General features: G+C 32.0%; 13 protein-coding genes. 3 read left to right on the forward strand and 10 right to left on the reverse strand.

Annotated features, from left to right (window positions below; translation table 11 throughout):
• The first annotated feature begins 55 nt into the window (after nt 1-55).
• Both ITJ86_RS13605 and ITJ86_RS13610 read left to right on the forward strand, forming a co-directional pair.
• Nucleotides 56-283, forward strand: coding sequence for a hypothetical protein (locus ITJ86_RS13605; protein ID WP_195872202.1), 228 nt, complete (start codon nt 56-58; stop codon nt 281-283).
• Nucleotides 283-852: a phosphatase PAP2 family protein gene (locus ITJ86_RS13610; RefSeq protein WP_195872203.1), complete on the forward strand. Its 570-nt coding sequence runs from the start codon at nt 283-285 to the stop codon at nt 850-852. Before ITJ86_RS13605 ends, ITJ86_RS13610 begins: the two co-directional genes overlap by 1 nt.
• Here ITJ86_RS13610 and ITJ86_RS13615 read toward each other — a convergent pair.
• The 6 genes from ITJ86_RS13615 to ITJ86_RS13640 form a co-directional block, all read right to left on the reverse strand.
• Complete coding sequence (locus tag ITJ86_RS13615) at nt 839-2,449, reverse strand: ArnT family glycosyltransferase (protein WP_195872204.1); 1,611 nt, start codon at nt 2,447-2,449, stop codon at nt 839-841. The genes ITJ86_RS13610 and ITJ86_RS13615 overlap by 14 nt on opposite strands.
• Nucleotides 2,442-3,065: a lipid-A-disaccharide synthase N-terminal domain-containing protein gene (locus tag ITJ86_RS13620; protein ID WP_195872205.1), complete on the reverse strand. Its 624-nt coding sequence runs from the start codon at nt 3,063-3,065 to the stop codon at nt 2,442-2,444. The genes ITJ86_RS13615 and ITJ86_RS13620 overlap by 8 nt, the downstream gene beginning before the upstream one ends.
• 1 nt (nt 3,066) lies before the next feature.
• A complete protein-coding gene (locus ITJ86_RS13625) occupies nt 3,067-3,792 on the reverse strand; it encodes a glycosyltransferase family 2 protein (RefSeq protein ID WP_195872206.1) in 726 nt (241 codons plus the stop codon).
• A 78-nt stretch (nt 3,793-3,870) separates the two neighbouring features.
• Nucleotides 3,871-4,461 (reverse strand): hypothetical protein, encoded by a 591-nt coding sequence (locus ITJ86_RS13630; RefSeq protein WP_195872207.1) that lies wholly within the window; start codon nt 4,459-4,461, stop codon nt 3,871-3,873.
• 23 nt (nt 4,462-4,484) lie between these two features.
• Nucleotides 4,485-5,531 carry a methylmalonyl Co-A mutase-associated GTPase MeaB gene (gene meaB / locus ITJ86_RS13635; RefSeq protein WP_195872269.1) on the reverse strand — a complete coding sequence of 349 codons (1,047 nt, stop codon included), beginning with the start codon at nt 5,529-5,531 and terminating at the stop codon, nt 4,485-4,487.
• Nucleotides 5,532-5,576: 45 nt separating this feature from the next.
• Nucleotides 5,577-6,140, reverse strand: a complete 564-nt coding sequence (locus tag ITJ86_RS13640; protein ID WP_195872208.1) for a DUF2911 domain-containing protein — start codon at nt 6,138-6,140, stop codon at nt 5,577-5,579.
• A gap of 186 nt (nt 6,141-6,326) precedes the next feature.
• Here ITJ86_RS13640 and ITJ86_RS13645 point away from each other — a divergent pair, with 186 nt between their 5' ends.
• Complete coding sequence (locus ITJ86_RS13645; RefSeq protein ID WP_317190632.1) at nt 6,327-7,043, forward strand: peptidoglycan DD-metalloendopeptidase family protein; 717 nt, start codon at nt 6,327-6,329, stop codon at nt 7,041-7,043.
• Nucleotides 7,044-7,113: 70 nt separating this feature from the next.
• Here ITJ86_RS13645 and ITJ86_RS13650 read toward each other — a convergent pair whose 3' ends face one another.
• The 4 genes from ITJ86_RS13650 to ITJ86_RS13665 all read right to left on the reverse strand — a co-directional run bounded on the left by ITJ86_RS13650 (nt 7,114) and on the right by ITJ86_RS13665 (nt 13,261).
• Entirely contained in the window at nt 7,114-7,521 is a 408-nt protein-coding gene (locus tag ITJ86_RS13650; RefSeq protein ID WP_195872209.1) for a hypothetical protein, read from the reverse strand.
• Nucleotides 7,522-7,566: 45 nt separating this feature from the next.
• Entirely contained in the window at nt 7,567-9,474 is a 1,908-nt protein-coding gene (locus ITJ86_RS13655) for a S9 family peptidase (RefSeq protein WP_195872210.1), read from the reverse strand.
• Nucleotides 9,475-9,638: 164 nt separating this feature from the next.
• Nucleotides 9,639-10,163 carry a hypothetical protein gene (locus tag ITJ86_RS13660; RefSeq protein WP_195872211.1) on the reverse strand — a complete coding sequence of 175 codons (525 nt, stop codon included), beginning with the start codon at nt 10,161-10,163 and terminating at the stop codon, nt 9,639-9,641.
• 350 nt (nt 10,164-10,513) lie between these two features.
• Nucleotides 10,514-13,261 carry a T9SS type A sorting domain-containing protein gene (locus ITJ86_RS13665; RefSeq protein ID WP_195872212.1) on the reverse strand — a complete coding sequence of 916 codons (2,748 nt, stop codon included), beginning with the start codon at nt 13,259-13,261 and terminating at the stop codon, nt 10,514-10,516.
• Nucleotides 13,262-13,377: the final 116 nt, after the last annotated feature.

A 13,377-nucleotide genomic window follows, 5' to 3' on the forward strand; every position in this document is an offset into this window, starting at 1 on the left:
TTTGTAACTTAAGTTGAAAAGCTTCGGATTTTTCAAACATAAAATTCAAACAGAAATGGAACTACCAAAATTTATATTAGGAGACAATACAGATTATCCTGATGCCATATTCATTATACATACTGAATTCCCGCGTTTTATCATTAATCTTGAAGATGATGAAGTAGAATGGTTTGAAGAATTTGATCAGCACGACGAAAAGGAATTAGAAACTGAAACAGAAAATTACATTCAGCAAGCTACAGACTTTTACGATAGAGAAATTGCTAGATACGACGATTGATGCTAGAACAACTAATAGAGTACGATAAAGAACTTTTTATATATCTCAATAATTTAGGCTCTGAAACTTGGGATAACCTATGGTTGGTAATTACAAATAAGTTCACCTCAATTCCGTTATATGCTGCATTATTGTTTTTAATTTATAAGAAATTTGGGTGGAAGGCTTTGTTATTAATGGTTGTCGTAATCGCAGGTATGATTACGTTTACAGATCAAATGACCAATCTTTTTAAGGATACGTTTCAACGCCCAAGACCATGTAGAGCAGAAGGTGTTATGGATTTAATGCGTTACATTGCTCCGCGTTGCGGTAAATATGGTTTTTTCTCTGGCCATGCATCTAACTCAATGTCAACTGCAATTTTTGCTGGCTTGTTATTAAGGCCGTATTTAAAAAACCTTATCTACCTGCTAATTATTTGGAGCTTAATTGTTACTTATAGTCGTATTTATGTTGGAGTACATTATCCATTAGATGTAATCTGTGGAATCACCTTTGGTGCGATTGCTGGTTTTGGCTTTTATAAGTTGAACCAATTTCTTTTAAATAAATTTATTTCAAAGTAAGCTTATAAAGTTGGTTTACTAATCTGGATTTGTGGTCTCTATCAGAAAAATTTAAATCATAAGTGCCTATAAATTCAATAGTATAAAGTTGTGCTAATTCTTCAATGTCTTCAGGTTTAGATGTTGTAGTTAACAGTCTGAATTGTTTTTCAGAAGGAAGTATTAGTCCTTCGCTTAACTTAATACGCGGAATCTTGTCTCCATAATTATAAATGGCTTCAGGAGCTACACCATCTAAAGTATAAAGTGATATTTTGTCTGATGCTAACTCAGAAAGGGGTTTGTAATTTTCTTGTGGTTGTACCTTTGCCAACGGCAACACCAAAACACCTATACTAAGCATAAAGGCAATGGTTAGATAGAATGTGTTTTTTATATTTTTAGCTTTTAAATGCTTCAAGATATAGAAGCCTATTATGGCTAAAACAATACTAGCAAGTATAAATCTTACCCAAACCATTCCGGTAAATGAAGGTGCTAAAAAGAAACCAAGTATCCAAAATAGTATGGCTATAGTTCCTATTAAACCAAATTGAAAATATACAGGAATCGTTTCTTTTTTAATGTTTATGGTCTTGAATTCACGAATTAAGTAATCGATATAAAATCCAATATTTAAGGCTAGCGGAATTAAAACAGGCATTAAATAACGCGATTTCTTTTCAGGAATTAACGATAATAAAATCACAGCAAAGAGGGTCCAAAAGAAACTAAAACGATAGGCTTTTAGATCTGTCACTCTTGTTTTTAAATAAGGATATAATAAACTAATAAACGCAGGAATTGTCCATAAACCACTCTGAATAAAGAAACTCCAGTAATAGTAAAATGGTCTTACATTGTAACTGTGCCAATTAGAGGTTTCGCGTTCTGCAATGGCTATAAAAGTTTCAGGATCTGCAAGGCGAACATGAAAATACCACCAACCTCCTAAAACTATTCCAAAAACCAAAAGACTAAATAATTTTAAATAATGAAGTGTTCGGCCTTTAAATTTGAAAGCGAATCCGTATGCCAATACAAAAGGTAAGAAAAGTACATAAAGTGATACAGGCCCTTTTGATAATACTGAACCAGCTAAAAACAGTACAAACAACAAACTTCTGAGAAGTGTTGTTTCTTTATTTTGAAACATTAGAAATAATTGATACAATGCCATTAGCATAAAACCATGTGTGTAAATATCCCAAGGGGCTTCAATAGTAATTCCGATGATATAAAAAGAGGATAACGCAATAAAACCATTAATGACGCTATGGGATTTAGATAACTCTAATTTTTTCGATAATAAGTAGATGCCAATTCCAATACTCGCTACAAAAATCAGTGTAGGCCAACGTAAAGCTAAAACAGATTTAATACCAAATAGGTATCCAAAAACAGCTGTAATCCATGTTGGTAATGGAGGTTTTTCATATCGCGCCTCTCCATTCATTGTGGTTAAAATCCAGTTATTATCAGTGAGCATTTCTCGTGCAGAAATAAAGTTTCGTGCCTCCATGATGGTTACAGGAATAGAATCTATAGTAAAACCTAACATCACAATTACAAAAAGTAAAAGGCTGAGTATAGGATATTTTTCAATGTGTTTAATCATTAGTTTGTCTTATTAAATAAGCGTTACGAGCATAAATCACTAAACCGAATAAATGACCTACAAACAGTACTGGGTCTTCTCGTATAATAGCATAGGTTAATATTAGCCCAGCTCCTATTAAACTCAATACCCAAAACCCCATAGGCAATGTAGATTCTTTATGACGCTCAGAATGTATCCATTGGTATACAAATCGAAGTGTAAAAACTACTTGTGCTACAATTCCTAAAACTAACAACCAAAATGGAATGTTATCGTTTTGAAATAATAATTCGAGATCTATTTTATTGTTGTTATAATAGAATACTACAATTATAATCGGAACAATAAAAAGTAAATACTGTACGATTATTGGAAATTTTCGCCACTGACCTTGCAGTTGTAAGTTTCTAATATAAATATAATAGGTTAAACTCTGACCTAACATAATAGCAAAGTCTAATCGTAAGTATCCATATATAAATAATAGAAAAGACGCCATTAAACTAAGTGTCCAAAATGTTTTTGGAGTGATAACTTTACGTTGCTTTTCTGAAGTTATCCATTGAATGATAAGCCGAGAAGAAAATAAAATCTGAGCTAAAAATCCGATGCTGTAAATAATCCAGTCTTTCAAATTATAGATGTTGTTTACTAGATTTTTCTATGTCGTAATTAATGTATTTTTTCTTCATCCATAAATAGGCAAAACAATCCATTAATGGTCCCAGTAGCCGATTCCATAATCCAAATTTTGCGGTGCCAGCGATTCTAGGAAAATGCTGAACAGGGATTTGTGTCACACGTCCGTTTTGCAGCATAATCATGGCAGGTAAAAAACGATGCAAGCCTCTAAACATTGGAATGCGTTTCGCATAATCAGTTTTTATAATTTTAAGAGGGCAGCCTGTATCATCCATGCCGTCGTGTGTAAAGGCACGTCGTATGCCATTGGCAATTTTAGATGACATATTTTTAACAAAAGAATCTTTTCTGTTAGAGCGCACACCTGTAACCAACTCATAAGAATTAATGTGTTCTAAAAGCTTATTAAAATCTTCTGGTGAAGTTTGTAAATCAGAATCTATGTAGCCTACCAATTCAGAATCTACATGTTCAAATCCTGCTTTTATAGCAGCACTTAAGCCTCTGTTTTGTTTAAATAAGATGAATTCAAAAGCATCATTCCGTTCACAAATAGTTTCAATTATGGCTTGACTGTTGTCTACAGATCCATCATTAACAAAGAGAACAGATGTTGAAACCGTAGCAATCTTAAGGTATTTTAAAAGCTCTGATTCTACACGTTGTAAATTTTCCTCTTCATTATAAACAGGAACTATGATAGTGAATTGGTACGTCATTTGCTTTATGGCTTAGTCAGAACAAAAGTATAGTTTTTTTATACGTTCGCAAGGTCTTATAATGTATTTCAAGCTGTATTATCTTGCTGCATCCATTTTTAGCCGCACTTCATTTGTTATTTGTCGCAACTCTAAATTATCTGGATCTTTCATTTCATTTTTTACAGCGTCAATATATTCTGGAAAATCTCTATATGTCATTTCTAAAATAGTTTCAGATTTTGTAAAATACAAAAGTAAACCCATTGCAAAAATTATAGAAAGTCGAACGAGAAGCGCGCTATACATCTTGTTTTTATGTTGACTATATTTTATAATTACAACGCCAATAATTGGTACGATACTCACTAACCCTATCAACAAATTGATACTACTATAGGGCCACCTTTGAAACTTAAATAAAATACTGATGCTTATTATAGATAAAACAAACCCAGTACCAATTGTTCCGATGAGTCTTAAGGTACTGATACCTTTGTAGGATTCCTTTTTTAATAGATTTCTAAATCGAATTTGATTTAAAAGCCCGAAACTAAATACTGAATATAACATAGCCAACACTAGAGTGAGTATTGTAATTAGTAGAGATGCGTACGGATACATAACGTTTAATCGTACCACCATAAGAAGTACTATGCCGATGCCAATAATTAATTCCGTTTGTTTCATGTTTTAGTTGTTTAGTCTAATCGCTACAGCGAAAGTAAGTATTCTGCAGCTGCAAAAGGTGTTGTTTTTCCAGCTTCAACTAATAGAATTTGTTTTGGCAATTCTAATTTAATTTTAGGCGCATTGTAGAAATTAGATTTTAAACGATCTTCTATGGTTTGTAGTAGCCAAAATTTATTTTGATTATTTCTATTGGTTTCAAAATAGTGATTTGCTGTTGTCACTTTGGTGTAATCTTCAATCATATTCCAAATTTCAGAAATACCTTCTCGCTTAAGAGCGCTACACAAGGACACTTTTGGCGACCACTCAGAGGCTTTGGCAGGATATAAATGTAAAGCTCTATTAAATTCTACTTTAGCTGTTTTTGCAGCTTTTATATTTTCTCCATCAGCCTTATTGATCACAATAGCATCTGCCATTTCAATAATACCACGTTTAATACCTTGCAATTCATCACCAGCTCCAGCCAGTTTTAACAACAAAAAGAAATCTACCATACCATGTACAGCAGTTTCACTTTGGCCAACACCAACCGTTTCGATAATAATGGTGTCAAAGCCAGCAGCTTCACATAAAATTATGGTTTCACGCGTTTTTCTTGCGACACCTCCTAACGAATTTCCAGAAGGAGACGGTCTAATAAAAGCGTTGTCGTTTTTTACCAAATCTTCCATTCGAGTTTTATCTCCTAAAATACTACCTTGACTTAGGCTACTACTCGGATCTACGGCTAATACTGCAACCTTTTTTTGTAAGGATGTAAGATGAATTCCAAACGCTTCTATAAACGTACTTTTACCAACTCCAGGAACACCAGTAATTCCAATTCTTGTAGATGTATTGGCGTGTGGTAAACATTTAGAAATAATGTCGTTTGCTTTTTTAGAATGCGAAGGATTGGTGCTCTCAATTAAAGTAATCGCTCTACTTAAAGCTGTAATATTTCCGGCTAAAATACCAGACACCAATTCAGTAACCGAAATGGTTTTTTTTCGATTTGCTTTTATGATTTTGGCAACATTAGGACTTAAACTCTTTGACGATTCTACGCCATCTTTTTCTTGCATAGCAGATTTGTATGTCTTCTTTTTCTTAGCCACTCTGCAAACAATTTATTGTTGTGTTTCTTTTAGTTCAATTGGGACTTCAATTAAGGTGTTATCCCAAGCCATGGTTAATTTTAAATGACCTGTTTTATTATCAAAAGCAATCGTAAATTTTTCAACGGTAACATCTAATTCTTGCGTAGGCACCTGAAATTCTAGAACATCGAAGTTTGGATCCCACATTGGCTCCATTCTTTCATTAACTCCCCAATCATACTGTTTAGAGTTAAACATAACTTTCCAAGTGTCTTTCATTGGGACTGTCCATATGGTATATTTTCCTTTGTTCAACACTATATCATCAATCAATAACTGCTGATTAGTCTCAAAAGTTGTCGCTTCATTTGCGCCTGTTCTCCAAACTTTGTCAAATGGGACTAATGCACCAAAAATGTCACGATCTCGTTTTGATGGCCTGTTGTATTCTACTTTTAATGTTAAATCGTTAAGGGAAATTTCTGCCTTATCTTTTGGACTTAATGGAGGTGAAAAAATATTCTCGACAAAAACAGAATATAATAGCAAGCCTAATGCTAAAATAGATAGGAAAATAAGGAGGCGTTTTAACATGATTTTTACTCTTAAAATAAATAGGTTCTAGTTAATATGCAAATTTATGCATTCAAGAATTAAAGATAATTGAAATCCCTAGATTTAAGAGTGCAAAGGTTGAATTTTATGTTAATCTTATAAATTTAAAATTAAATTGAAGATTTCTGCAATACTTCAAAATTTATTTCGACTTTATCACTTAATTTGGGACATAAATACTATACGATGCTACTTTCGTCTTTTGAAGCCTTTCTAAAATCACTCAAAACAAATTCACTGTTTGATGTTGCTATGTCAATGCGTGATTTTACTCCAATAGATTTATCAACGCACAATTCCGAATTGAATAAAATCAATGTATCATCACCTGAAGATTTAGAACAATTTATCTGGAATGCCCTAAGAACTCATAATGCCAATGTAGCGTTTGGTGGTTATCTCGAAAAACGAGCAATTTACCAACGTAGCACGTATTTTAATCAAACAAATCCTGAAACAGAACGTAATATTCATTTAGGATTAGACCTTTGGATAGAAGCCAATACGGCAATTTTTGCACCGTTATCAGGAACCATTCATAGTTTTAAAAACAATACCAATTATGGTGATTACGGACCAACTATTGTTTTGAAACATCACATTGAAGAATTTGAATTTTATACCCTCTATGGTCATCTTAGTTTAGAATCTATTGAAGACTTAGAAGTTGGAGTAGAAGTGAACCAAGGCGAGCAAATAGCAACATTAGGAACGGCAGGTGTTAATGGAGATTATCCGCCACATTTACATTTTCAAATTATAAAAGATATTCAGGGTTTTGTAGGCGATTATCCAGGTGTTTGTTCACAAAAGGATTTAGAATTTTATAGAGAAAATTGTCCGGATCCTAACTATCTATTAAAAATTAATAGAGGTCAGTAGTTGAGAACTATTCGTTTACTAAAGGAAGGTTTCGACTGCGCTCAACCAGAGATTTGGGTTAAAATTAATACTAATTAGTAATCAATTGCTTTTTAGACCATGTTTTGCCTAAATAGAATCCAATAATAGCAAATAATCCATCTGAAATGTTGAACCATAGTTCTTTAGGTAACATCACAATATTATAAAATGTAGCTGCAAGCATTAAAATACCAACAATATAACTTGGTACCATACTTTTTTTAGAAATCTTGGCTGCCACGAGCATTCCAATAATTATGCCTGCAAAATGTGCAATAACGACACAGATTTTCATACCTACAGGAATCATATTCATGTTATTACTTAACCATTCCATGTTCAAAGGGTCAGCTCCATCTGGTAACGGAAATAAATTATGACCAATAAGGTTTTCAACTAAGTAAACCGTTAAAGATGCAGCGATAAAGCCAATAATAGTTGCTAGTATATTTCGCATAATTAGATAAGTTCGTTTTTAGTTAATTTATTTAAAAATAGCGCACTACAAGGTGTCCTTAAGCCATTTAAAAAATTCGTGTTGCCAAACTAAAGCATTCTGCGGATTTAGAATCCAATGATTTTCTTCAGGGAAATAAAGTAGTTTACTTTTAATATCTAACATTTGTGCGGCTTGGTACGCACTTAAACCTTGTTCAATGGGAACACGGTAATCTTTTCCTCCTTGAATAATTAAAATAGGTGTATTCCATTCTGAAACTTTAGTAATAGGATTAAACTCATTATATGTTTTTTGAGCGGCTTCGTTGTTTATATCCCAATAGGTGCCACCAAAATCATGGTTAACAAAAAATAACTCTTCGGTTGTACCATACATAGATCTCGTATCAAAAACACCATCGTGAGAGATAAATGTTTTAAAACGATTATTATGAATTCCGGCTAAATAAAAAACAGAATAACCACCAAAACTGGCACCAACAGCTCCAAGACGATCGTTATCTACATAAGGTTCTTTGGCGAGTTCGTCAATGGCAGAAAGGTAATCGTCCATAACTTGGCCTCCCCAATCTTTACTAATATCCTCGTTCCATTCTACGCCATGGCCTGGCATACCACGACGGTTAGGCGCAACCACAATGTAGCCTTGCGATGCCATAAGTTGAAAATTCCAACGGTAAGAATAAAACTGTGTCAAAGGTGATTGTGGTCCACCTTGTGCATATAATAAGGTTGGGTATTTTTTAGACGCATCAAAGTTTGGTGGCAAAATAACCCAAACCAACATTTGTTTGCCGTCTGTTGTGGTAACGTATCGTTGTTCTACTTTAGGTAAATCGACACTATCGTACAAATCTTTGTTGATATTAGTTAGTTGCTTAAAATTATGGTCCTTTAAATTGAAACTATAAATATCAGCTGCATGATTCATATCTGTTCTGGTCACTACTAACGTATTATCTTTTTGAGCGATAATACTAGTGACGTCAAACTGGCCTTCAGACAGTTGTTTTACTACAGGAGCCATTCGTTTTTTACCGGGATAATTCACTTTAAAAATTTGAATGGTGCCATCTACAGGAGCCGTAAAATAGGCGTGATTTCCATCGTTACTCCATATGAAACTTCTAACTGTGCCATCCCATTGCTGTGTAAGATTTTGTTTTATTCCGTTATCTAAAACTACAATATCGTTTTTATCACTTTCGTAGCCATCAGTTTTCATTTGTAACCAAGCTAAAGCACCATGTGTAGAAAACGCAGGACTTGTATCGTAACCTTCGTTGTCATTTGTTATATTTTCAGTGGTTTTAGACGCTAGATTGTATTTATAAATATCTGAGTTCGTACTATTAGCGTATGCTTTGCCTTGTAATTTTTTACTTACGTAGTATATGTTTTTGCTATCTGGTGACCAAATGTAATCTTCATCACCACCAAAGGGTTGTTGAGGTGAGTGGTATGGTTCGTTAGGCATAATGTCAATGCCTGCGTTATCTTCAGCATCTGCTTTTTTATAAAACACATGGCTAAAACCACCATCGCTCCACGTATCCCAATGACGAATATCCAAATCTGAGTATATATAAACGTCAGATTTATCTAAATTTTTATAGTTGTCTGTACCTTTAATGTTTTCAATATGAACATCTTTATGAAATAGTTTGTACATACCATCTCCTGAAACATTTTTGTCTACTGCTGCTACATCTTCCTTTTTTATTTCAATAATATCACCACCATTAACAGGCATTTTAAAGTAGGTATAATCATAGCTATTTTTCTCGATATTCGGAGTGTTTACGGCAAAATAGAGCGTAGTACCTTCGCTATCTAAACCCATAACACTAAGTCGTTCTACTTGCCATAAAAGCTCTGGAGTCATGGTTTGCTGAGCTGTTAACAAGTTAGTAGTAAGGAGTAAACCGATAAAAAGGAAGATGTTTTTCATAATGGATGAATTAAAAAAATATAATTGCTCTTTGCTTAATTACACGTATAGTGATTGAGAAAAACCAATCGTTGAAGGTTTTGGTTTTTCATATGCACACAGATGTAAAGTTAAGAAGATTTTTTTATAGCATCCAATAGTTAAGAAAGACTTAAGATGTAATTTTATGGTGTGTAATAGTTACCATCATAACGGCCTATAATAACTTCGCCATCATTTCTAGTAAAGGTAAATGTGAACACAATATTATAAGGTGTAAAATTAGTAATTGATAGTGAACCTGATGCTGCATAGCTATCCAATTCAGGATGATCACTAGCTAAAAGAATAGTGCCTGGATTAAATTCACTGTCTATAACAGATCCATTAATTGAAATATTATAATCTTCAAAGGTATTGTAAGTCGTATTTTGTAAACTTTCGGTATTTATATTAAAGTGCACATAATCAACATCAGTTAAATCACTATTACTCGTAATTTCTGAACTTATTTTATTAAAGAGTCTAATTTCAGTCGTGTTAGACGAATTATCGTTGCTAATTATAGCTGATAAAAGTGGATAAGAATTACCATTAAATACAAATTCATTTATGTCTTCAGGTGCAGTATTAGTGTTGTCTTCTGGAGAACAGGCTATGAAAATAAATATAAGGACAAGTGTGAGAAGTTGGAATCTTTGGGATTTCATAACGATTAAGTGTTTAATTAATAAGTAGGTATTGGAAGTAAATATAGTATATATAATTCATTACGTCAGTTCGAGTGATATGCGAGACATGAGTAAATTGTATCGAGAGCAATTCTCTCTATAACCGAAAACTGTACTCCCTTATACTCAGTCTGTGTGGATTTATTTTTCCACTGTATCCAATGTTCTTCAAAGTCGTCTTTAGTAGTTTTTAAATCGCTATTAATTAATTGTTGATTTGATAACAATACAACTTTTAACTGTGCTTTACGTTGTAAAAGAGCAATTTTAGGATTCTAAACACCTAAATGGTAAAAAGGGATTTAAGCTTAGACTTCTTTGAAGTTATCTTAATTTTTAATAATTTTCTTGTTTATAATATCTTTTGAGGCTGTAATAATTTTTATAAAGTATATACCTGATTTAAAATCTTCCAAATCAATAATGCTATTATTAAATATTTTTAATTGCTTGCCTGCAGTGTCAAACAAAATTACTGTTTCAACAATTTTATTACTAATTTTTATATTCAAAATACTGGAAGTGGGATTTGGATACAAAGTAACTATGTTATAATTACTTGTTTCAAATTCTTCAATCGTCAATAAGTTTTCTATTGTACCAAATTTATGAATGAAACCTCTTGCCCATCCATATTCATTAAATGTCGATATTCTATTCCCATTTTGCCCAACCATAATTACATCTCCTTGATTATCAAACTTTGAATACCAGTTGTGTAAGTAACCAGATTGCAAATACAAATGTTTTACAACGGAGCCATTGTTATCAATTATTCTAATATTATTATCATAATAAGTGCCAAGTAATATATAATCACCATGAGTCATCAAATATATATTTGAAACGTCTAAATCGTCTCCGTTTGATAGTAAATTAAGGTCATCATCTAAGACAAGTGTATTATCATTGTTTAGAAATAAAAACATGTTTCCATTACTAAATTTTTTCAAGCCATAAATTTGGTCTGCAGTTAGATAATATGAGTAATTATTGTAGATGTCTAGTTTATTGAGTCTTCTTTCTGGTGGATTTCTTGTACTAAAAAACAATGTGCCATTTTCATCGATTTCATAAGGGAAAATCCCGTAATTATTATCTAAGCTTCTTGTAAATTGTTTTACACCGTTTTTATATAGGTAAATAAAGTCTGGTGTATTGTTTGTAATACTTTCATAAGTGTAGAAATAATAATCTTCACCTATTGTAAAAATTTCTAAAAATTCTTCATGTCCAACTTCAATTTCATTTATTAAATTTCCCGTAACCTTATCTAATATATAAATCTTGCTTGTGTCATCATACATGAAATAATCTTCTGCCATTAAAATATAATTTTCATTTGCATGAAACATCTTAGCGACATAAGTGTCATTCACATATTCTATATTTCCATTAGGCGTAACTTTATACAAACTGTAACCTAGACCATAATTATTACCTGCCCTTGGTAGATTTAAAAAGAGGTTATTATCTGCATCAAAAAAGAAATCGATATCTTTACCTCCATGATTTACAAGGTTAAATATGTTATTAGGAATTTCTACTTCCCAAAGCATTTCTAAATCAGAATCATATTTAATAATTCGTTTATTTAATGGAGGGTTTACACCTCCAATTCCTAAATATTCTGGTCCCATTTTTTCTGTTACTAATACCAGATAATTATTGTCGTTATCAATAATAACGCGTTGCTGAAATGCTTTAGACGTGCCTATACCAGAGTAAGTATAATTGTTAATTACTTCGGTAGAGTTGATTTTCTCTACTTCAATATCTAATTGTGTATAGTAATCCGATGTAGGAAACATTTTGCTATAACTAGTTCCAATTACATTTATGGTTTCATTATTTATTTTTGAAAAATCTATTAACTCAAAAGAATCTGAAGTGTTAAAAACAGTTAGTTCAGTTAGTGTATTAGAAAATAAACGAATATTTGAATTACTTGTCGTTATAAAAAAGGAACCATCCGTGTTTTTTTTGAAACCAGTCGCTACAGTGTTTTCAACATTAGATAATGATTGAATGGTGTTGTTGGCATCAACAAACAGGTATTGAAGCGTGTTGTCATCATTTTTATTTACAACCGAAATATTTTCATTTTCGTTATTTATAAAAGTATCTATTAATGTATAATTATTTGAAATATTGGTTGTTGTTGAATAGGAGACTGAATTGTTAGAACCTATTTTTGTCAAATTAATTTTTCCTATAGCGTCGTTATCATATATGTTATTAAACGCTATGTAAAAATTGGAGTTGTTGTCTATAGTTAATTTAACCTGATCAGATAGTCCTGAATTGTTGTAATAGCTTAGGAATTCAGAATTAGTAATTTGAAAACTATCTTGATTATTTTCGTCCTGAATCTTATGAAAGTTATATGTCAAAGAATAATCAATATCATTTAACTCTTGAGTTAAGAAATAAAATGTCTCATTGTTAATTTTTCCTATGATGCCATTTTCTGGTATTTCTTGAGTAAATGAATTGATAATATCACCATTATTATTTACTTTTAAAAATACAAAATCATCAAGGTTTTCAGAATCGAATTCAATAGGATTATAAACAAGACTCAGTGTGCCATCATTATTTAAATCGACATCCATGTAACTATAATCTCTATAGTCAGATGCATCAGTATTTCCAATTGTTATATTATAAATAATATCACCATTCTCATTAAGTTTTATAATAAAGATTAGACCATTAGATAAAGATTGATTAAAAGAGCTTCTGCCAATCACGTAAGTTTCATTATTTGTATTTACAAACGACTTAACAGGTATATCATAAGATAAATTGGTGTCTTGCGATACACGTTTCTGCCATACAAGATTAAAATTAGCATCAATTTTAGTTACTAAAACATCTGTAAAGGTTGAGTCTTTTTCTGTTGTAGCTATAATAATTGTATTTTCATTACTATCTACATGCGAGAAATAGGATACATCTCTATTTGTGTGATTGTTTAAGCCAAACGTCTCACTGGTTATTGGAGAAAACAATTCTTGGGAGAAAATTTTAAAACAAGAAATAAAGAGAATTATAAAAAGTAGTTTATGTTTCATATGACGTAAGTAGGCTTAGAAATAGTTGATCGGTTCGATTATAAAAGTAATAATTGAAAATTAATTGCACACAATTATTCTAAAGAATTTATGCACGCTCGGTTTTTGTGGATTCG

Origin of the sequence: Winogradskyella marina, assembly GCF_015645385.1 — a bacterium.
Taxonomy (GTDB): domain Bacteria; phylum Bacteroidota; class Bacteroidia; order Flavobacteriales; family Flavobacteriaceae; genus Winogradskyella; species Winogradskyella marina.